Annotated in this window: 22 protein-coding genes; 10 read left to right on the top strand and 12 right to left on the bottom strand. The window is 60.9% G+C overall.

The features are described from left to right. Positions 1-4 precede the first annotated feature (4 nt). Genes RHSP_RS14800 through RHSP_RS14785 form a run of 4 tightly spaced genes read right to left on the bottom strand, consistent with a single transcriptional unit; the run spans position 5 to position 4,194 of the window. Complete coding sequence (locus RHSP_RS14800; RefSeq protein ID WP_004118494.1) at positions 5-1,018, bottom strand: OmpA family protein; 1,014 nt, start codon at positions 1,016-1,018, stop codon at positions 5-7. Beyond that, positions 1,012-1,950: a hypothetical protein gene (locus tag RHSP_RS14795; RefSeq protein WP_004118492.1), complete on the bottom strand. Its 939-nt coding sequence runs from the start codon at positions 1,948-1,950 to the stop codon at positions 1,012-1,014. The genes RHSP_RS14800 and RHSP_RS14795 overlap by 7 nt, the downstream gene beginning before the upstream one ends. Continuing rightward, the gene (locus RHSP_RS14790) at positions 1,950-2,768 is read right to left on the bottom strand and encodes a hypothetical protein (RefSeq protein WP_004118491.1); all 819 of its coding nucleotides are present in this window, start codon (positions 2,766-2,768) and stop codon (positions 1,950-1,952) included. Before RHSP_RS14790 ends, RHSP_RS14795 begins: the two co-directional genes overlap by 1 nt. After that, positions 2,746-4,194, bottom strand: a complete 1,449-nt coding sequence (locus tag RHSP_RS14785) for a hypothetical protein (protein WP_004118487.1) — start codon at positions 4,192-4,194, stop codon at positions 2,746-2,748. Before RHSP_RS14785 ends, RHSP_RS14790 begins: the two co-directional genes overlap by 23 nt. Before the next feature lie 321 nt (positions 4,195-4,515). Between RHSP_RS14785 and RHSP_RS14775 the strand changes: the two genes are divergently transcribed. The 6 genes from RHSP_RS14775 to RHSP_RS14750 all read left to right on the top strand — a co-directional run bounded on the left by RHSP_RS14775 (position 4,516) and on the right by RHSP_RS14750 (position 7,962). Further along, complete coding sequence (locus RHSP_RS14775; RefSeq protein WP_037152101.1) at positions 4,516-5,529, top strand: ketopantoate reductase family protein; 1,014 nt, start codon at positions 4,516-4,518, stop codon at positions 5,527-5,529. 175 nt (positions 5,530-5,704) lie between these two features. Then, a complete protein-coding gene (locus tag RHSP_RS14770) occupies positions 5,705-5,932 on the top strand; it encodes a hypothetical protein (protein WP_037152098.1) in 228 nt (75 codons plus the stop codon). A gap of 12 nt (positions 5,933-5,944) precedes the next feature. Beyond that, positions 5,945-6,886 carry a 4-hydroxy-tetrahydrodipicolinate synthase gene (gene dapA, locus RHSP_RS14765; protein ID WP_004118479.1) on the top strand — a complete coding sequence of 314 codons (942 nt, stop codon included), beginning with the start codon at positions 5,945-5,947 and terminating at the stop codon, positions 6,884-6,886. Positions 6,887-7,027: 141 nt separating this feature from the next. Further along, the gene (locus RHSP_RS14760) at positions 7,028-7,225 is read left to right on the top strand and encodes a hypothetical protein (RefSeq protein WP_037152095.1); all 198 of its coding nucleotides are present in this window, start codon (positions 7,028-7,030) and stop codon (positions 7,223-7,225) included. A gap of 34 nt (positions 7,226-7,259) precedes the next feature. Next, on the top strand, positions 7,260-7,529 hold the full coding sequence (locus tag RHSP_RS14755; protein WP_004118477.1) for a hypothetical protein: 270 nt from the start codon (positions 7,260-7,262) through the stop codon (positions 7,527-7,529). Positions 7,530-7,632: 103 nt separating this feature from the next. Continuing rightward, the gene (locus RHSP_RS14750) at positions 7,633-7,962 is read left to right on the top strand and encodes a DUF1883 domain-containing protein (protein WP_004118474.1); all 330 of its coding nucleotides are present in this window, start codon (positions 7,633-7,635) and stop codon (positions 7,960-7,962) included. A 7-nt stretch (positions 7,963-7,969) separates the two neighbouring features. Here the strand turns inward: RHSP_RS14750 and RHSP_RS14745 are convergent, their stop codons facing one another. Beyond that, on the bottom strand, positions 7,970-9,286 hold the full coding sequence (locus tag RHSP_RS14745; RefSeq protein ID WP_004118471.1) for a replication-associated recombination protein A: 1,317 nt from the start codon (positions 9,284-9,286) through the stop codon (positions 7,970-7,972). Then, positions 9,283-10,686, bottom strand: coding sequence for a DegQ family serine endoprotease (locus tag RHSP_RS14740; RefSeq protein WP_037152091.1), 1,404 nt, complete (start codon positions 10,684-10,686; stop codon positions 9,283-9,285). The genes RHSP_RS14745 and RHSP_RS14740 overlap by 4 nt, the downstream gene beginning before the upstream one ends. Positions 10,687-10,861: 175 nt before the next feature. Here RHSP_RS14740 and RHSP_RS14735 point away from each other — a divergent pair, with 175 nt between their 5' ends. Then, complete coding sequence (locus RHSP_RS14735) at positions 10,862-11,209, top strand: lysozyme inhibitor LprI family protein (protein ID WP_037152326.1); 348 nt, start codon at positions 10,862-10,864, stop codon at positions 11,207-11,209. A gap of 216 nt (positions 11,210-11,425) precedes the next feature. Here the strand turns inward: RHSP_RS14735 and ilvD are convergent, their stop codons facing one another. Beyond that, the gene (ilvD, locus tag RHSP_RS14730) at positions 11,426-13,264 is read right to left on the bottom strand and encodes a dihydroxy-acid dehydratase (RefSeq protein WP_037152088.1); all 1,839 of its coding nucleotides are present in this window, start codon (positions 13,262-13,264) and stop codon (positions 11,426-11,428) included. A 339-nt stretch (positions 13,265-13,603) separates the two neighbouring features. Between ilvD and msrP the strand changes: the two genes are divergently transcribed. Beyond that, on the top strand, positions 13,604-14,554 hold the full coding sequence (gene msrP / locus RHSP_RS14725; RefSeq protein ID WP_004118467.1) for a protein-methionine-sulfoxide reductase catalytic subunit MsrP: 951 nt from the start codon (positions 13,604-13,606) through the stop codon (positions 14,552-14,554). Beyond that, a complete protein-coding gene (gene msrQ, locus RHSP_RS14720) occupies positions 14,551-15,207 on the top strand; it encodes a protein-methionine-sulfoxide reductase heme-binding subunit MsrQ (RefSeq protein WP_086005362.1) in 657 nt (218 codons plus the stop codon). The genes msrP and msrQ overlap by 4 nt, the downstream gene beginning before the upstream one ends. A 33-nt stretch (positions 15,208-15,240) precedes the next feature. Here msrQ and RHSP_RS14715 read toward each other — a convergent pair whose 3' ends face one another. The 5 genes from RHSP_RS14715 to RHSP_RS14695 all read right to left on the bottom strand — a co-directional run bounded on the left by RHSP_RS14715 (position 15,241) and on the right by RHSP_RS14695 (position 19,443). Then, the gene (locus RHSP_RS14715; protein WP_037152085.1) at positions 15,241-16,131 is read right to left on the bottom strand and encodes an efflux RND transporter periplasmic adaptor subunit; all 891 of its coding nucleotides are present in this window, start codon (positions 16,129-16,131) and stop codon (positions 15,241-15,243) included. Beyond that, on the bottom strand, positions 16,128-16,337 hold the full coding sequence (locus tag RHSP_RS14710; RefSeq protein ID WP_037152082.1) for a DUF1656 domain-containing protein: 210 nt from the start codon (positions 16,335-16,337) through the stop codon (positions 16,128-16,130). Before RHSP_RS14710 ends, RHSP_RS14715 begins: the two co-directional genes overlap by 4 nt. A 4-nt stretch (positions 16,338-16,341) precedes the next feature. Next, on the bottom strand, positions 16,342-18,414 hold the full coding sequence (locus RHSP_RS14705; protein WP_004118460.1) for an FUSC family protein: 2,073 nt from the start codon (positions 18,412-18,414) through the stop codon (positions 16,342-16,344). Beyond that, the gene (locus tag RHSP_RS14700; protein WP_004118438.1) at positions 18,411-18,887 is read right to left on the bottom strand and encodes a MarR family winged helix-turn-helix transcriptional regulator; all 477 of its coding nucleotides are present in this window, start codon (positions 18,885-18,887) and stop codon (positions 18,411-18,413) included. Before RHSP_RS14700 ends, RHSP_RS14705 begins: the two co-directional genes overlap by 4 nt. A gap of 139 nt (positions 18,888-19,026) precedes the next feature. Beyond that, a complete protein-coding gene (locus tag RHSP_RS14695) occupies positions 19,027-19,443 on the bottom strand; it encodes a ribosomal maturation YjgA family protein (RefSeq protein ID WP_037152079.1) in 417 nt (138 codons plus the stop codon). A gap of 158 nt (positions 19,444-19,601) precedes the next feature. Between RHSP_RS14695 and RHSP_RS14690 the strand changes: the two genes are divergently transcribed. Next, the gene (locus tag RHSP_RS14690) at positions 19,602-20,471 is read left to right on the top strand and encodes a DUF817 domain-containing protein (RefSeq protein WP_004118435.1); all 870 of its coding nucleotides are present in this window, start codon (positions 19,602-19,604) and stop codon (positions 20,469-20,471) included.

The following is a 20,471-nucleotide window of genomic DNA, read 5'->3' as shown; positions in this document are numbered from 1 at the left end:
GACGCTATTGCGTATTCGTTGAGGATGTGGCGCCCGCATTGATCACAGCAACGGGCGCCGTTCTGCCACGCACACGGATTTCGATGCGGCGTCGTGACTCGACGGCGCCGCGCTGGCCCGACGTGATGGTGTCGCCCGGCAGGATCAGCTGGGCGGCAGACATCGGCAAGATCATGGCATCCTTCAGCTTGGGATTGGCCTTGAGCACGTTGGCGACCGCAATGGCGCGGGCAAGCCCAAGCCCTGCATTGTCGGCCGGCTGCAGCGCCGATACCGGCAGCTTGCCTGATATCGCGCTGATCAGCGTATCGTCGAGATTGGATTTTTCACGCGATACCGGCTGCTCGTCGGTATGGCCTATCACTTCGACGATATTAGCGCCATAGAGGCTCAGATTACTCGCAATTTCATCCGTAATGGTGCCGTCGAGCAGTTGCGCGAAGGTGCCGGTGAGCTCGGCGCTTCCGGACTGGAAATAATTCTTCTTGGCGTCATCGAGATTGATGATGGGCGGCCAGTCATGCATGCCGTTCCCGCTGCCATGGCCAGCCAGAAGCCTGTTGACTTCGTCGGGCGCTGACGCCGGGGTGACGCCATGCTCCTTCAGCACGGCAGCAACCTTGGCAAGCGACTGCAGATCGTCCGGCGTCGCGCCCTGCTCTGCCATGCTGTCGAGCGTCTCTTTCGCCAGCACCAGCTCGCGCCACTGCTTGTCTACCGTTGCCTTATCAGCGGCGGAGAGATCACCGGAGACGACCTTGGACTGCAGCAAGACGAGCTCAGCCGCCTGTTCTGCCCGCTTCTTCTCCAGCACGGCAACCTGCTGTTCGGCTTTCTCAAGTTTGCGCTCGACCTCGTAGCGCTTGTTTCTCTCCGCCGAAATCAAGGCGGCGGCTACGAGCAGCAGGCAGAAAACCAGAAGCAGCATGGATTCGGCCATCGTCAGGCCAAGGATCAGGCCACGATTGTAGCCCTTGTGCTCCAGTTTCGGCTGAGTGTCCGAGCCACCTGCTACCATAGGTGCCACCAGCGTTTTCGCGGCACCGTTTCAATATCCGGTGCGGCATCACCGTCAGCGGCGGATCTCGGCAGCGGCGTCTGCCTCATCGCTTCGGCCACGCGACCCAGCGCCATCTCGATATTGCGCAACGGCTGCAGCTGTGCTTCCGACATCTCCTTGATCGCCGCAATCGCCGGGGCCAGTTCGGCCCGCACGACATCCTCCGGCGAACGGATTTCCTCCAGCTTCTTGCCGACATTCTCGACGGCGGCGCCGAAGGTGCCGATGATCTCCGAAAGCTGCGATGTCGTCGTCGTAAGCTGTGCGGCGGCGTCGTTGATCGGGGTCACTGCCTGCTTCGCCAGCATTTCCAGGATCTTGTTGATCTCCTGACCGTTACGCTCGGCCTGGCGCGCGATCTCCTCGAACCCTTCCGACAGCATCTGGTTGCTGACGCGCCGGTAATGGGAGAATTCGCGCGAGGAGGAATCGAGTTCCGTGCGCACGCGCCGCGTCATCTCCGCAAGCTCGTGGCGCACGCTGCGCTCGATGTCGATCGGGTCGCGCCGCATCTGGTTGAAGAGAATGCGCAGCGTCACGCCGGCGATGGTCGAGGTGACGGCGATGCCGAAATTGCGGACGATGGTCTCGATCGATGTTTCGCCGGCGAAGAGATAGAGCGAGACACCGAGGCTCGACAGGGTGAAGAGAAAGCCCATGTAATAGAGGTTGTCGCCCGCCTGCTCGTTGTGCAGCCGGAAACCGGCAAAGGCGAGCGACACGATGAAGTAGATCGCCATCAGCACGAGCGGTATGCCCGTCACGATCGGTAGCGACCACTCCATGAGCTTCGACGACCAGATGAAGACCATGCCGCCGATGGTGATGGAGGCGAAGAGCACCATCGGCCCGTAATCGCGGATGAGGTATCTTGCATCGGTGTCGGCCATCAGCGTATCCCCTCCAGGCGCACGAAGCCGTCGAAATGGCCGTTGTTGTTCTTGATCCACTGCGCCCAGAAGTTTGCGAGATCCTCCATGCTGAACTTCATGTTCGGCCTTTGAAAGGCAAGGATCCTGACCGTGACACCATCCAGTGACGTGCGAAAACGGTCGTTTGCCGGGCTATGCTGGTACTTTTGATAGGATGCGCCGTCGCGGTAATTCGAGAAGGCCGCGGTGTGCTCGATCATGTCGGAGGCAATGAAGAGCCGCTTCGGCAAGCCATGGGGCGTGCTGGCGAAGACCTCCAGATTGATCTTCTGGATGGCCGCCATGATCGGCGATAGCCGGCCGGATTCGCCTTCGGTCAGCTTGCCGGCGATATCAGCGAGCGGCTTCTGGAACCCCTTCTCCCAGCGGGCCTGCGCCAGACGCGGGTTGCTGGTCCATTCATCGACGCTCGCGCCGCTTCCCGGATTGCAGCCGTGGAAGGTCTGGATCAACTCGCCTTCTTTCTCGGTCAGCGCATAGATATCGATGGCGCCACCGATCGGCACGTCCGCGACGATCTTCTGGAACTGGTTGCGCAGGTCGAGCGCCGTTGTATCGGCGATCGGATCGGTGACATCGAGCAGAATAGCGGTCTCAGCCTTCGGGCCGCCCACTGGGCAAAGCGATGCCTGGTCGACGGCGACATTGCCGCTCGCCCTGTAGCGCAGCCAGCCATAGGCGCCGACGATCCCGAGAGACAGGACGGCGAGGCAAACCGTTGCGATGATGAGACCGGCGGAACCGCCACGCCGGCTACGCCGCTTGCGTCGCGCCAAGGATGCTCTCCGGGAAAAGATTGTCGAGCTGATGGTATTTCTCGATGGCGCGCTCGAACTCGTCGCCGATCCGCTTGATCTGCTCCGACAGCTCCGTTTGGGCACCCTGGATGCGCGAGCCCAAGACCTTGTCGTCCCACTCCTCTTCGGTGCGAATGACTGGTGTCAGACGCTCCATCTTGTAGGCCGAATTGAAATAGGATGGTTCGGGCTCGGTGCGTGCGGCCCGATCGGCGTCGCGGTAGGAGGTGAGCAGCACATTGGCGGCGCGCTCGAGATGGTTTTGATGCTCGGCAAAGAGGCCCGCGGTCCTCGCGCGATGGGCGATGATGGCCGATGTCTCCTGCCGGCGTAGCGAGAGGTCGCGGATGATCTCCTCGATCTTGCTGTTATGCTCGTCGCGGATCTCGCGAAGGTCTTCGATCAGGTCCAGCTTGCGGTCGATATAGTTGTCTCTCGCCGCATCGAGACGCTTTTGCACGCCGGCGAAGCCCGGATAGGGATCGGTGAGATAGCAGCCGTCGATGAAGGCGACGAGCGAGAACATCAGGCCGATGGCAAAGAGCATCCATGAATTCAGCTCCGTCAACCCGAGCGGTGCGGCCTTCAGGCGCTGGATCACTTCGGCACCGGCCCCGCTCAAAATCGTCGCCGAGACCTCGCGATAGTGCGCGAGCGCGATGTTGATGCCCAGGGCGACGGCGACATAGGCGACGAGCCCGAGAAGGCCGAGCAGCTTCAGCGCGTAGGACCGATGCACCAGGAAACGAACGCAGAAGAAGGAAAATATCAGCGCCGTGCCGATATTCAGAAAGGCGAAGGCAGCCGCCTCCGTCACGCCGCCGACGAGGCCCTGTTCGCTGCCCTTGGCGAGGAAACTGCCATTCATCACCATTTCGATGAGCACGAGGAAGACGATGAGCGAGACCTTGAAGCCCCAGGCCGCTTTGCTGGAAACCTTGGCGGCGCGCTGCAGCTTGTGCGTAGCCTTGAAGCCCACCATCTCGTCCTCGGCGGTTTTCAGCTTGCGTCGCAGGCCGTGAAGCTCATCGACGCCGCTTGCCACCTCCGCTTTAAAGTCGGAGACGCTGGAGGCATTCGCCTGGCGGATAAGACCGAACTGCCCTTCGAAATCGAGGTTGCCCAACCGGCTGTCGAAGGTCTGAAACTGGTCTTCGAGGATCTGGTAGGAGCTCTTCTTTTCCGCCTCGACCCAGGCGACGATGCGCTGTTCCGTTTCGTCGAAGGATTGCGCGTCCGATGCCGGCCGGTTCTGCCGCCCCGCTGCGGCGCCCTTTTCCTTCAGATCAAGGGTAGAGCCGAGTTTCTCGATATCAACGACCGGAAACACGTCCGTCGAGGCGCGGAAATCATGGCTGGTCTCCCGAACGCTGTCCCAGAGACGGTTGAGGGCTTCAAAACGCAATGATCTTCCCCGATGAATTCATCAACTTAGAAAGGACGAACGACAAACCGATACCGCACTGGTTGTCCCTGGTCCAGAGCGATGTGATCGAGGTTAGGACGCGATTGTGGTAAAGAGTAGCCCGAGCATGCGGCGATTGGAAAACATGCGCTTGAATGAACGAGGCGGCGATGACGAGCATGGTGAAATTTCCATATGGTTGTAGTGTGCGGGAAGGTCCGACGGCTTTCAAATCCGATTGCGGCCGGCCCAAGAAACCTCTCGCCAGATCACCGGCGTGACATAGTTTGCAGCATGCGATCTCAATCGGAGCACCACGCGATGACGTCCTCCCCCTTCAAGAACATTTGCGTTTACGGCGCCGGCGCGCTTGGCGGCGCCATTGCTGCAAAGCTGGCCTCCTCGAGCGAGCAGGCGCAGATTTCCGTCGTCGCGCGCGGGGCGCATTTGGCGGCCATTCGCTCGGGCGGCATACGTCTTTGGGAAGCTGAGGCAGACCGGCCTGTCGTGGCGCGGATGACAGCAACGGACGATGCGGGCGAGCTGCCGCAGCAGGATCTCGTCATCACGGGGCTTAAAGGTCATCAGCTGGCTGCGGCGGTGCCCGGCATCGCCGGGCTCCTGCATGCCGGCACCCGCGTCGTGATGATCCTCAACGGCGTGCCGTGGTGGTACTTCCATCGCGACCGGCAGAGCGGCCACGCGGAACATCGGATGGAGGAACTGGACCCGAATGGCGATCTCTGGCGGCTGATCGGCCCCGAACGCGTTATTGGCTGCGTCGCCTATCAGGGGGCGGAAGTCGTCGGCCCAGGCGAAGTCAGGCTCAGCAACAACGGCCACTTCATTCTCGGCGAGCCGTCCGGCGAAACGACCGCGGATATCGAAGCCATTGCAGCGGTGCTGCAAAGGGCCGGCGTCAAGATCTCCATCTCGGAGCGCATCCGCGACGAGATCTGGAGCAAGCTGATGGGCAATGCTGCCTTCAACCCGATCAGCGCGCTCACGCGGGCACTGATGTCCGATATCATGAACGATCCCGCTCTTTCGGCGATGGTCGGTCAGGTCATGAGCGAGGTGAAGGCGGTTGCCGAGGCTTTGGGGTCGCGCTTGGCCCTCTCCGTGGAGGAACGCCTCGAGCGCTCGCGTCAGATCGGGCCTGTGCGCACCTCGATGCTGCAGGACCTGCTAGCCGGCAAATCGCTTGAGATCACACCGCTCGTCGGCGTCGTCGTTTCGCTTGGCAGGCTGACGGGTGTCGCGACGCCGGTCTCCGCGACGATCCTCGCATTGGTGACGCAGCTCGACAGGAAGAACCTGGAGGCAGCTGGATAACGGCTCGCCACTCGGCCGCGCCCGCCGCCTTCGTCGATCGCGGCGGCGCTCAGCGCGCCCCATTCGCGCTGTCGCCTGGCCCTTTATATCGCACTTACTTCTTCGCATTCCGCCGCGAATGGATTTCCTATGCCACCAGGGATTACGCTTCCATAGAAATATGGAGGTAGATGCCATGCTCGACACGCGCGCACCCAATCTGACGGAATCCATCAGGGTCCTCGTTCACAACAGCGACGAGCGGCACCAGCGCACAATCGCATCGGCTCCAGCGACGAAGACCGAGCCAAAGCGCCAGTCCCGCAATCGCCGGTTTCGCGAGAAACGCACATTCTGGTCGATGCTCGCTTTCGGGCTGCTGCTCGGCGGCCTGGAGCTGTTCATCGTGCTGCATTATCTCTGAGCCGTCACCACCATGGGCAAACCGAGCTTGAAGAGGCGCATCGGCGGTGCAATCACTGCTCTTGTCACGCCATTCCGCGACGGCGCACTCGATTCCGTCGATCTGATGGTGCATGTGGAGCGACAGTTGCTTCATGGTATCGATGGGCTGCTGACCTGTTCGCTGACCGGCGAAGGGCCGACGCTGACCGAGGCCGAACGAACGCGCATCATCGAAATCTGCGTCGAACTTTCCGAAGGCCAAACGCCGGTCATCGTTGCGACAGGTACGAACGACACAGCGACGACAATCGAGGAAACGCTGCAGGCGCAGCGGCTGGGCGCGGATGCCGCGCTTGTGACAGTTCCCTACTATTCGAAGCCGACACAGAAGGGCGTTGTTCACCACTTCGAGCAGATTGCGGCACGGACCGGCACGCCGCTCATCATCCATAACCAGCCTTCGCATACCGCCATCGATCTCGCGCCGGCGACGATCGCACGGCTGGCTGACATTCCCGGCATTGTCGGGATCGTCGACGGCAGCGGCGATCTCTTGCGGATCGATCTCTGGCGTGCGCTGCTGCCGGAATGGTTCGGTCTTTATACCTCAAGCGATGCAAGCGCCCTCGCCTTCACCGCGGCCGGCGGCCATGGCTGTTTTTCCGGTGCAGCCAATGTCGTTCCCCGGCTTTTCCATTCGATGCAACACTCGGCCGCCTGCGGTCACCTTAGCGCCTCCCTTTCGATCGACGAGCGTTTGCGACCTCTGTTCAAAGCGCTCGCCCGTGAAAGCGAGCCCGCCACAGTCAAGCACGCCCTGGCACTGATGAGGCATATGGGACCAGAGGTGCGTCTGCCGCTGGTCGGCGTTACAGCCGAAACCGCGGCGGAGATCGAGTCCGCCATTGCGCCGTTCCAGTTCGACGGCAGCGGCCGCCCGGCATCTCGCCAAGCTTTCAGACTTGGCTTGTAAATCCGACCTATCCCTATGAGATTTTTATATTTTTCCCAATTCTGGCAAATGGAAATCCTAGCAGCTCACCCATAGATTCAACAGCGTAGCACCGGAATGGGTCCATTGGGCCCGCGGTGCGGGTGACGCTGGAAAGGAACTATGATGTCACGCTATTCGCATGCCGGCTCATCCGCCGATCCCCTTCAACGTCCTCGCGCCGCGGCTATTGCCAGGAGCGAGCGGCCTTTCTCTTCAGACGTCGTGCTGCATGGCCTCCGCTCCATCGCTCCCCGTCTCGGGCTTGTCCTCCTCATTGCCGGCGCATTGCAGCTGGCAATGCATCTGGCCGGACATTGAGCGCAGCTGAAGAGATCCAAGAGGAAAAAACAAGATGGCAAACGCACTGCAAATTCAACGCCGCTCGGCCCGCAATCACCTGCCAGCCGCCCCGGCCCGCTTCATTGTCGGCCGTGACCGTTGCGGCAGCTGGATCGTCCAGGACCGCGAGGGGCTAGTGGGCGGCCTCTTCCGCAGCGAGGCCGCTGCCCTGCACTTTGCGGCAGAAGAATGCAACCACAACCCTGCCGATATCTGCCATGCACCGGAGGGCTCCGTTCTCGATCTGGACGGCTTCGCATCCTCCTCGTCCAATCTGCACTAGACCCTGCCGGCGCAGGCTTCGACAGCCCTCCCCCGGCCGAACGCTTCCTTAACCCGGATTCGGGTAGGTTTTCGTACCGGATGTCCCAGAAAACAGAACCACCATGTCGAAGCCTGCCTTCCGCTACAGCCATTACGATCTCAAGGAACAACGCGCCGGCACGGTGATCGAAATCACCCTCTCGGCCATTGCCAATGTCAGGCTGATGAACGGCTCGAATTTCGAGCGGTTCACGGAGACCCTCAAGCATCAATTCCTGGGCGGCGTCGCCAAGAAATCGCCGATCCGGCTCGCGATCCCGGAATCCGGTCACTGGCATGTCGTCGTCGACATGGAGGGCCACAACGGTCTGGCGGAATCGAGCGTGAAGATCGTCGACAATGCAGCTGCGCCGCGCATGCAGAAAGCGCCGCAAGACGTCACCGGCAAGTGAATAAGGGCTAACGCTCGCCGCGCTCCTTGCGCAGCTTGGCCCACCAGTCCAGCCGCTTGCGGATATCGCGCTCGAAGCCGCGTTCCGGCGGATCGTAGAAGGTCTGGCGGCCCATCTTTTCCGGAAAATAGTTCTGGCCCGAAAAAGCATCCGGCTCGTCGTGGTCATAGCGATAGCCGTCGCCATATCCCTCGGTGCGCATCAGCTTCGTCGGCGCATTGAGGATATGTTTGGGCGGCAGCAGAGAGCCGTTCTGCTTGGCCGCCTGCGTCGCCGCCTTGAAAGCCGTATAGACTGCATTCGATTTGGGCGCGGTGGCGAGATAGACACAGGCCTGGGCCAACGCCAACTCCCCCTCCGGCGACCCCAGATAATCATAGGCATCCTTGGCGGCGTTGCAGATCACCAGGGCCTGTGGATCGGCAAGGCCGATATCCTCGACCGCCATGCGCACCAGCCGGCGGCCGAGATAGAGCGGATCCTCGCCGGCATCGAACATGCGGGCGAGATAGTAGAGCGCGGCGTCCGGGTCGGAGCCGCGAACCGATTTGTGCAGCGCCGATATCAGATTGTAGTGCCCATCCTGCGCCTTGTCATAGACCGGCGCGCGGCGCTGGACGATCTTGACCAGCATATCAGGATCGAAGAGCTCATCCTTGCGGGCGGCACGCCAGACCTCTTCGGCCAGCGTCAGCACCGAGCGACCATCGCCATCCGCCATGCGGATCAGGCTGGCGCGGGCATCCTCCGTCAGCGGCAGCGGCTTGCCTTCCACCGCTTCAGCCCGACGCAGCAGTTCCTCCAGGCTTTCCTCGTCATGCGAGCGGAATGTCAGGACACGGGCGCGGGACAGAAGAGCGGCGTTGAGCTCGAAAGACGGGTTCTCCGTCGTTGCTCCCACGAGAATGACGGTGCCGTCTTCCATCACAGGCAGAAAGCTATCCTGCTGAGCGCGATTGAAACGATGGATCTCGTCGACGAAGAGCAGGGTCTGGCGGCCATCCATGCGGCGCAGCCGCGCTGCCTCGAACACCTTCTTCAAGTCAGCGACGCCGGAGAAGATCGCCGAAATCTGCTCGAAAGCGAGCCCCGCCTCGCCCGAGAGCAATCGCGCAACCGTCGTCTTGCCGGTGCCGGGCGGCCCCCAAAAAATCATCGATCCGAGCGAGCCCGCCTCGATCATCCGGCGCAGCACCCCGTCCTCGCCGGTCAAATGCGATTGGCCGGTGACATCAGCCAGTGTTTGCGGCCGCAACCGATCCGCCAGAGGCCGCTTGTTGGCGACCTCCTCCGGTATCCGCGGTGCAAACAGGTCATCGTTCATCGGAAGAACTGCCGGATACGCTGGCCGTCGCGCTCGATCTCCACGCGCCAGAAGCTCGGGTTGGAGGTAACGGTCTTCTGAAGGATCTCCGTGGTGTTGATCGCCACGCCATTGATGGAAATGACGATGTCCCGCACCGCAAATCCCAAACGGTCGGCCGGCGAGTTGGACTTCAGACGTTCAATGACGACGCCGGTCGCGTCGGGCGGCATATGCAGATCGTCGGCAACGCGCGGCGAGAGATTAGCCACCGTCGCGCCGGAGAAGGGATTGTTGCCCTCGATCGCCCGTTCGTCGCGCGGCGTGGATTCAGGCGCCGCGGCAAGCGTCATCGTGGTCTGATGTTCCTTGCCGCTGTCCAGTACCGTCAAAGATACAGTTGCACCGAGGCCGGCCGTGGTCAGGCGATAGCCGAGCGCATCGGGATGCTCGACCGGAATATTGTTGAGAGCGGTGATCACCTCGCCCGGCTTGAGGCCGGCCTTGGCCGCCGGACCGCCATCGACCACCTTGGTGACCAGCGCGCCGCGCACCTTGTCCAGACCAAGCGCTTCGGCAACATCCGAGGTCACCGGTTCGAAGGAGGCGCCGATATAGGGACGCTCGAAGGACTTGTCGCCGCGATCGGCAGCAGCAAGGAAGACCTTGACGAGATTGGCGGGAATGGCAAAGCCGATACCGTTGGAGCCGCCGCCCTGCGAGAAGATGGCCGTGTTGAGCGCAATCAGCTCGCCATTCATATTCACCAGCGCGCCGCCGGAATTGCCGGGGTTGATCGATGCATCTGTCTGGATGAAGAAACCGACTTCGTTCTTCACCTGGTTGCGGGCAAGCGCCGAGACGATACCGCTCGTGACAGTCTGTCCGACGCCGAACGGATTGCCGATCGCCAGCACAAGATCACCGACCTCGACGGCATCGGAATTTGCGATCGGCAGGATCGGGAAGCTCTCGTTCTTTGACTGGATCTTCAAAACAGCCAGATCGACGCGATCGTCCTTCAAGATGACTTTGCAGGGAAATTCGCGGCCGTCCGAAAGGGCGATCTTGATGTCGTCAGCACCGTCGATGACGTGGTTGTTGGTAATGACGGTGCCGTTCGCCTCCACGATGACGCCGGAGCCCAAAGACGATTGCTTCTCGGTGCGATTCGGCATGCGCTGGCCGAAGAACTGCTCGAAGAAGGGGTCGCCAGCAAAGGGAGACTGACGCTGCACCATGCGCTCGGCATAGACGTTCACCACCGCGCCGGCGGTCTGCTTGACCAGCGGCGCAAAGGAAAGCTGCATCTGCACCTGGCTCTGCGGCACCGACTTCGCCGTCTGCGCCTCGGCGGAAAGCGGCATCGCCATGATGAGGGCAATCATCGAAACGGCAGTGCGCTTCAGGAGGACTTGCATGAAAACTTCCTTCTTTAATGCTCTTGAAACAACGTTGTAGCGCCCGACGCTAGAAAGAAAAGAGGGCGGAAGCATGAAGCATAAATGGACGTTTGCGGTGATAAAAAACAGGCTCGATGAACAAAAACATGCTGTCATGCATTTCGCGTTGGGAATCGTCAAAAGGGAGCCAGATATGCGATTGAACCATCTTGCCACCGCCGTCTTCTTCACCCTCTTCGGCATGGCCGGCGCCTCCCACGCGGCCAGCTTCGATTGCGAGGCGCAGAACCTGAAGCCGGACGAAAAGACGATATGCGACGTCAGGGCGCTCAACGATGCCGACGTGAAGATGGTGACGACCTTCGACCTGCTCTCCGGCCTTCTTGCCATGGGCGCGCGCGGCGAGATGCAGGATCATCAGACCGAATGGCTGAAGAAGCGCCAGGCGTGTGGAGCGGATGTCACTTGCCTTACATCTTCGTATCAGGAGCGCCTGAAGGAGCTCAACGAGGCCTATAAGCAGATCAATCGGCCGCTTTAGGATCGTGTCTCCTGCGATGGCTTGGAGACTTCACCGGAGATATCCCCTCTCCCCGCAGGCGGGGAGAGGGTTAGGGTGAGGGGCTACCGCAGGAACAGGCAAGCTCTGCCGTTGCGATAAAGCTCGAAAAAGCCCCTCATCCGTCCTCTCACGGCCGAGCTGCGCTCAGCCGCTCAGGTCCACCTTCTCCCCGCTTCGCGGGGCGAAGGGGCTTAGTTATTTTCCGCCGAGATCACGAACGGCGCCGCGATCAGCACTCGTCGCGAAAGCGGCATAGGCCTTCAACGCGGTGGTGACGTTGCGCTTGCGCGGTTCGGCCGGATGCCAGCCCTTGGCGTTCTGGGCTTCGCGACGGGCGGCAAGTTCCGCCTCATCGACGCGCAGGCTGATGGTGCGGTTCGGAATGTCGATGTCGATCATGTCGCCTTCGCGCACCAGACCGATCGTGCCACCATTAGCAGCCTCGGGCGACGCGTGGCCGATCGACAGGCCCGAAGTGCCGCCGGAGAAGCGGCCGTCGGTGATGAGCGCGCAAGCCTTGCCGAGGCCCTTCGACTTCAGATAGCTCGTCGGATAGAGCATTTCCTGCATGCCGGGGCCGCCCTTCGGGCCTTCGTAGCGGATGACGACGACGTCGCCGGCCTTGACCTCGTTGCTGAGGATGCCCTTGACGGCGGCGTCCTGGCTTTCGAAGACCTTGGCCGGGCCGGAGAACTTCAGGATCGATTCATCGACGCCGGCCGTCTTCACGATGCAGCCGTCGAGCGCCAGATTACCCTTCAAGACGGCAAGACCGCCATCCTTGGAGAAGGGATGCTGGGCATCGCGGATAACGCCCTTTTCACGATCAAGATCAAGCTCTTCCCACCGTGCGCTCTGGCTGAAGGCAATCTGTGTCGGAACACCGCCGGGGGCGGCGCTGAAGAGTTCAAGAGCCGCCTTGTTGTCGGTAACGGCAATATCCCATTGCGCCAGCGCTTCGCCCAGCGTCGGGGCGTGCACGGTCGGCAGATCGGCATTCAATAGTCCGGCACGGTTCAGCTCACCGAGGATCGCCATGATGCCGCCGGCGCGATGCACGTCCTCCATGTGAACGTCGGCCTTGGCCGGCGCCACTTTGGAAAGGCAGGGAACGCGCCGAGACAGGCGATCGATGTCATCCATGGTGAAATCGACTTCACCCTCATGCGCTGCCGCGAGAATATGCAGCACGGTATTGGTCGAGCCGCCCATGGCGATATCGAGCGCCATGGCATTCTCGAACGCACCCTTGCTGGCGATCGTTCGCGGCAGAGCCGTCACATCGTCCTGCTCATAATAGCGCTTTGCCAAAGCGACGACCCGGCGACCCGCTTCAAGGAAGAGTTCCTTGCGGTCCGAATGGGTTGCAAGCGTCGAGCCATTGCCCGGTAGCGACAGGCCGAGCGCCTCGGTCAGGCAGTTCATCGAATTGGCCGTGAACATGCCCGAGCAGGAACCGCAGGTCGGACAGGCGGAGCGCTCGATGACCTGAACGTCTTCATCGCTGATCTTGTCGTCGGCAGCGGCAACCATGGCGTCGACAAGGTCGAGGGCAACCTTCTTGCCATGCAGCACGACCTTGCCTGCTTCCATCGGTCCGCCGGATACGAAGATCGTCGGGATGTTCAGGCGCAGCGACGCCATCAGCATGCCGGGGGTGATCTTGTCGCAGTTGGAGATGCAGACCATGGCGTCGGCGCAATGGGCATTGACCATGTATTCGACGCTATCGGCGATCAGTTCGCGCGACGGCAGCGAATAGAGCATGCCGTCATGGCCCATGGCGATACCGTCGTCGACGGCGATGGTGTTGAACTCCTTGGCGACGCCGCCGGCAGCCTCGATTTCGCGGGCAACGAGCTGGCCGAGATCCTTGAGGTGAACGTGACCCGGCACGAACTGGGTGAAAGAATTGACCACCGCAATAATGGGCTTGCCGAAATCGCTGTCCTTCATACCCGTCGCACGCCAAAGGCCGCGTGCGCCGGCCATGTTGCGGCCGTGGGTCGTGGTTCTGGAACGATAAGCTGGCATGGTGTCTTCCTCGTCATCCTGGAATTTGTACGGCGTCGGCAGGGGCCAAAGGTTTCGGGCCGAAGGGGACGCCGGCAACTCCGCTTTTTGGAATTGTCCTAATCCAATCGTGCAATACTGTCACTATCAACTCAAGCGAATCCGGTACGCTGCGGGGCAAGCGGTGTAGCCTGGCAATCGTGCTATAAGGCCGGAATTGGGAGTGCGACGGCCGGATCACAAGCACACACAAAAAGTTGCTTTCACTTCCAAAGAAATGCCTGCCTAAAAGTGTAACAAAACCAGTGTCCGTTGCGTATCGCTGATATCGAAGCTGCTACCGCATAGAGGAATTTTTCCATGGCCTCCTACCGACCGCCTAAAATCGCATCTTCCGAGATCACGCCCCGCTCGATCTATCTCAAGCGCCGCCAATTCCTGACGGCTGCAGCCGCCGGTGTCGGCATGGCGAGCCTCGCAGGCAAGGCCGCGCTGGCCGAGGCGCTGACGGCGACCAAGAGCAATTATACTGTCAACGAGAAGCTGACGCCGATCAAGGACGTCACCACCTACAACAACTTCTACGAATTCGGCCTCGACAAGGCCGATCCGGCCAATCTCTCCGGCAAGTTCAAGCCGCGGCCCTGGACCATCAAGGTCGACGGCATGGTCAACAAGCCCGGCACCTTCGACATCGATGCGCTGATCAAGGAATTTCCGCCGGAAGAGCGCGTCTATCGCATGCGCTGCGTCGAAGCCTGGTCGATGGTCATTCCCTGGGACGGCTTCCAGCTGTCGGCCCTGCTCGACAAGGTAGAGCCGCAGGGCAGCGCCAAATTCGTGGCTTTCGAGACTGTGGTGCGGCCGGAGGAAATGCCGGGGCAATCCGGCCTGCTGCAATCGCTCGACTGGCCTTATGTCGAAGGCCTGCGTCTGGATGAGGCACGCAACCCGCTGACGCTACTTGCCGTCGGCCTCTATGGCGAGACCCTGCCAAACCAGAACGGTGCGCCGATCCGCCTCGTCGTACCCTGGAAATATGGTTTCAAGGGAATCAAGTCGATCGTGCGGATCACGCTCACCGACAAGCAGCCGATCAATACCTGGCAGGCAACGAACAGCCAGGAATACGGCTTCTATGCCAACGTCAATCCGGCCGTCGATCATCCGCGCTGGAGCCAGGCAACCGAGCGGCGCATCGGCGAAGGCGGCTTCTTCGGCTCCAACCGTCACCCGACGCTCCCCTTCAACGGCTATGCCGATCAGGTCGCCAGCCTCTATAGCGGCATGGACCTCAGGGTGAATTTCTGATGGCTCTTTCCTTCGCTCTCCCCAAGCGCTGGCAATCCACCTCCGTCTGGGCGCTTTACGCCGTCGGACTTTTACCGGCGGCCTGGGAATTCTATCTCGGCGCGACGGATCAGCTCGGCGCCGATGCGGTCAAGACCTTCGAGCTTTTTCTTGGATTATGGGCGATCCGCTTCCTGCTGCTGACGCTTGCGGTCACACCGCTTCGCGATCTCTTCGGCTGGAACTATCTGCGTTATCGCCGTGCGCTCGGTCTGCTCTGCTTCTACTACGTGCTGATGCATCTGACCGTCTACATGGTTCTCGACCAGGCGCTGGACGTGCGGGCCGTAGTCGACGACGTGCTGAAGCGGCCCTTCATCATGTTCGGCATGGCCGGGCTCGTCATGCTGCTGGCGCTTGCCGTGACCTCGAACAATTTCTCAATCAAGCGCCTCGGCAAGAAATGGATCTGGCTGCATCGCCTGGTCTATATCATCGCCGCCTGCGGCGCCCTGCACTTTGCCCTCTCGACCAAGGTGCTGTCGCTTGAGCAGTTCATCTATATCGGCCTGCTGATCGCCATGATCCTCTACCGATCCTACAGGCCGATCATGATGGAGAGACGGCGGGCGGCGCGCAGGCCGGCTATGGCTTCCAACTCCAGAGCGGCCTGACGGCGGCCGCCCCGATCTTTGCAAACTTTCGGGTCAGTCAGCCGCGCTGGCGATTTTCGGCTGGCCCTTCTCCTGCACCTCGGCTGTTACCGTCAGGCCGGCAATCAGCTTCGTGCCGTCAGGCACCTTGTCGAGCGCGATGCGCACCGGTACGCGCTGCGCGAGGCGCACCCAGCTGAATGTCGGCGTGATGTTGGCAAGCAGGCTGCCGGAGGTCCGCTCGCGATCCTCGATGCCGTAAGCGATACTTTCGACATGACCGGTCAGCTTCTCGGCCTGGCCCATGAGGTGAATGGCAACCTCATCGCCGACATGGATGCGCGGCAGCTTGGTTTCCTCGAAATAGCCCTCGACGCGCAGGGAGTCGGTGTCGATCAGCGCCACCTTGGCGGTGCCGGCGGCGACGTAATCGCCCGGACGCAGGCTGAGGTTCGAGATCGTGCCGTTGACGGTGGCGCGGACCTCAGAGCGATCGAGGTTCAGCTGGGCAAGTTCGCGATTGGCGGTCGCCTGGCGAAGAGAGGCGTCCGCCTGCTCCTCGGCCGTCTGCGCCTGTTCCTTCTTCTGCATGGAGGCAGCATCGCCGAGACGGCCTTGCCGGTCGTTTTCGCGACGGGCCTGCTCGAGAGCCGCCTTGCTGCTTGCAAGTGCCGCATCCGCCTGCTCGAGCGCGATGGCGAAGCGATCACGATCGACACGGAAGAGGACATCGCCTTTCTTGAGGGTCTGGTTGTCCTTGACGAGCACGTCGCTGACGAGGCCGGAAACATCGGGCGCGATGCCGACGACATCGGCCCTCAAGCGCGCATCGCGCGTCCAGGGCTCATCCATATAGTGGCCCCATAGCTGGCGGCCGACATAGATGGCAGCAACGACGAAGATGAGAGTGACGGCGACACGGCCGACGAGTTTAAACGCGTTCATGTAAAGTACCAACGAGAGACAGAGGAGACGGCGCCGAGCAGCAGGACATAAAGCGCGAGATCGAAAAGACCGCGATGCCAGACAAGAGTGTAGGCTCCGATCCATGCGAGCAGGCGCCGAACGATGATGACGGCAAACAGCGCCACGAGCATGAGGACGAGAAGGCGTGGAATGTAGACGCCATAAAGATCGAATTCTGCGGGCATGATATTACTCGGCGGCAATGGGAAGTGGTTGAGTGGTATCCGATACGGGCGGTCGCCAGCTCGCCGGCGGCTCGGCATGAGGGAAAAGCGCGCGGCGAAGGCCAACGAGAGCATCGAGGCTTGCCCGGCCTGCATGCCGCTTTTCCTGCGCCACCGCCTCCAGGCTGCGGTCGATCGAGACACGTAGTTCGTCGGACGGGTCGATGGCGCTCTTGGCCTTCAGCCGAGAGCGATAGAAATACGACACGCCGATCAGGACTTCGCTTACCGACGCTGCAGCCGCTGATTTCAACTGGCCACGCTCCTTCTGCAGCATCAGAACGTTGAAGCCGAGGCGGACGTCGGCATAGCCGTCGACTTTCTTCAGCTCGCGGTCCTCGATGCTTGCGAGGCGCGGCACGAGCTGGCCCAGGCGATCGAGGATGCGGCCGGACAGGCGCTCATGATCGGCGCGGCGAATACCGGCGGCGGTGTCGGCAAGATCGGTCCAGCCGGCCCGCACCAGCCGCCAGGCGGCAAGTTCGGCGCCGAACGGACGCGTCAGCAGGGTCCAGACCAGAGCGAAGCCGACGCCGGCCAGTGCTGCGACCGCACTATTGGCGAAAGCGCCGAAATCAGCGGTATAACGATCCTGCAGCGCGATGAAGGTCGCACCGTTCACCGCCAGCAGCATGGCGAGCATATTGGTCTGCGGTCGCGGGATCAACAGGCCCATGACGAGGAAGGGCGGTGCGAAGACCAGCACCAGCATCTCGAAGCCGGAGATCGACGGCAATATGCCGAAGATATAGACGCTGGCGATAACGAGGCTCACTGCGCACCAGACGAACATCGAGGTGATGAAGGGTGCGGGCCGATCAAGTGCTGCGAAAAACGAGCAGGCGACGGCGGCCATGGTGACGAAGCCGGCGCCATCCTGCCATCCGGAATAGATCCAGAAGAAGCAGGCAACGGCGATGCCGACGACAACTGCGCTGGCCGAGAAGGCCAACAGCGCATAGTCATAATGCCTGATATGACCAACGACATTGCGGTGACGGAAAGCGGGGCGCCATGTGCCGACTTGCTGGCCGGAGACGATCTGGTCGCGCAGCGTCAGGCAATCCTGCCAGAGATCGACGATCTCTTTCAGGCGATCCAACGCACTCGACCGGACAAGATCGTCCCAACCGAGATCGATGTCGTTCTGCTGCAATTCCTCGATCTTTTTCGACAGGGTATTGGCGGTATCGTCAGCCTTGCCGCGACCGCCCTGCCCCAACCAATCGGCAACATCGTTCAGGACTGCGGCCAGTTCCTGCGGCAACGGCTTTTCACCGGCCTTCAGCGCATGCAGACGATCGGCGAGAGACGAGAAGAGCGGCAGCAGCATTAAGAGACGGCCGCGCAGCTCGCGGGAATGCCTGACGATATCACGGCTGCCGGCATCATATTTGAGCTGGCTGATGACGAGGTCGAGACCCGTCACGTCGGAAGCCAGCTTCTGCCGTTTCAAGGGAGTGGCCGGGGAAGCGCCCTCGCCGCGCAGGATTTCATCGGCCCAGGTGCCGGCATCGTCGAGCCAGGAACCGATGCGCTGGCCGAGCGTGGTGCCGACGCTGCTCGGAAAGACGATGGCGCTGACAATGCTCGCGCAGACAATACCGATTATGATCTCTTCGGAACGGGAAAGCGCGACATCGAATACGGTTTCCGGCGCACCGACGGTCGGCAACGCGATCAGCGGCAGTGAATAGCCGGCGAGCATGAAGACATAGCTGCGCGAGGTGCGGTCGAGCATCGAGATGAACAGCAAGGTGCCGGTCCAGAGCGCGACGACCACAGAGAGCAATTCCGGCGCATTGACGAAGAGCGGCACGAGGATCACCGATGCGGTGGCGCCGATAAGCGTGCCGAGCGCGCGATAGAGCCCCTTGGAGCTGGTCGCCCCGGCAAGCGGATTCGCAACCACGTAGACGGCAGCCATCGCCCAATAAGGACGCGGCAGGTCCAGCGACAGCGCGATAAACAGCGCCATAATCGCGGCAAGGAAGGCTTTGACCGAAAACAGCCAGTCGCGCCAGGAGGGAAAGCTCATAGGACCTTCTCCGGCTCCTGCTCCGCAGCGACCGCCTTCCAGGTCTCGAATTCCTCGAAGGCCTTCAGGACGCGGACGGCAGCTTCGAGATCGGCCGGGGCCACATTGGCGAGGATGTTTCCGCGCAGCTCGTCGAGGGCATCTTCCATGCGGGCGGCCAGCGCCTCGCCCTCCGGCGTCAGCCACAGGCCCTTCGCACGCCGATCCGTCGGGTCATCCTTGCGGATGACCAGATCCATGTTTTCGAGCTGATCAAGCAGCCGGACCAGAGACGGCCCTTCGATGCCGACATAGGTGGCGAGAACCACCTGCCGCACGCCGCCTCCCAACCGGCCGATCCAAAGCAGCGGCGCAGCCGCGGCTTCCGATATGCCATAGGAGCTCAGTGCGAGATCGACAACCCGGCGCCACTGGCGGCCTGTCGTGAGCAGATTGGCGGTGAATGTGCGTTGCAGGGCGTTTAGCGAGTTCATATAATTCCATTAGCACCAAACTAATTAGTATTCAAATTATTATGATACAAAGTGATATCTGAAATGGGAAATGCAGCCATGCGTAAAATGACCATCATCTTCGATGATCGGCCCGTACCGCCTGAACGAAACGGAAATATCAGCGTGAGAACTTCGTCGCCAAGAGGACGCGATCGAGCAGCAGAGCGGCCGCTATCCCTATGGCATAGGCTACGATGTTCCAGAGTGAGAACACCCTCCCCAACAACAATGCTCCGGCGGTCGTCAGCCGAAACGTGTCCAGCGCCGGCGTGTGCCACAGCCTGAAAAGCTCGACGGCCACAGCGACGGTACACGTAAGGGAAGCGATCCGCAGGTCTCGAATGCCGATGAATATGGCGGCGAAAAGCCAGTAGACCATCGCGCTCCATAGTATCGAACCGCCATATTTGACCACCGCGAAGGGAAGATCGGCCGCATATCCAAATCGCCGCAGCGCAAGCCCGCAGGCTACAGTCAGCAGGAAGGCCGAAAACAGACGAAGCCTTCTCTTTGGATATCGATCTAGAGCTTCCAATTCGTCATGTCCTGCCAGCGCACACGACAAGCAATATCGTTCGCGCGATTCGAACAAGCAAACATCCCGGACAATGCAAGGCTAAGCTGCAATTTTGCCATGCTCCTCGTATCATCACTTGAATTGGAAATCGCCAATGTCGCGGGGGGAAGCATTGCATGGCCAAAGTCGTTTCAGTGGAGGAAGGCCAGCCGCTCCTGGACAGCTATTTCGGCCCGGATCCGCGTCATTCCGACCTCGCCGGCTTTCGCCGATTCGCAATCGAGTTCACCTTTTTCGGTTTGAAGGAGGCTCGTGCCTGTCTCTTTGCAGGATTGTTCTTTCTCGCGGTCTTCGCTGTACCGCGCGCCGGGCTTCTTCACATTCCGCGCTATGATGTGCTGCTGATCATCGCCCTGGGCATCCAGATCTGGATGATCTGGGCAAAGCTGGAAAGCTTCGACGAGCTAAAGGCCGTCTGCCTTTTTCACGTCATCGGCTTTGCGCTCGAAGTCTTCAAGACGTCGGGCAGCATTCAATCCTGGGCATATCCTGACCCTGCCTACACGAAACTGTTCGGTGTGCCGTTGTTTTCCGGCTTCATGTATGCCGCCGTCGGCAGCTATATCATCCAGGCTTGGCGCCTCTTTGATCTTCGCATCAAACATCACCCGCCCTATTGGATGGCGGCTGCTTTGGCGATCGTAATCTACGCAAACTTTTTCGCGCACCACTATATAGGCGACTATCGCTGGTATATCGCAGCTTGCCTCTTGGGCCTCTATGCCCGCTCGACGGTCGTCTTCCGGCCCTACGACCGCGATCGGCGCATGCCGTTGCTTCTATCGTTTGTCCTGATCGGCTTCTTCATCTGGCTGGCCGAGAACATCAGCACCTTTCTCGGGGTCTGGAAGTATCCCAACCAACTCGGCGCCTGGTCGATGGTTCATATCGGCAAATGGAGTTCCTGGTGCCTTCTGGTCATCATGACGTTCACGATCGTCGCTAACCTGAAGCATATCAAACGATATATTCACGTCCCGGAATAA

The sequence above is a fragment of the Rhizobium freirei PRF 81 genome (assembly GCF_000359745.1).
Classification (GTDB): Bacteria; Pseudomonadota; Alphaproteobacteria; order Rhizobiales; family Rhizobiaceae; genus Rhizobium; species Rhizobium freirei.
Note: the sequence above shows the minus strand (reverse complement) of the source record. Positions and strands in the feature narration are given on the sequence as shown.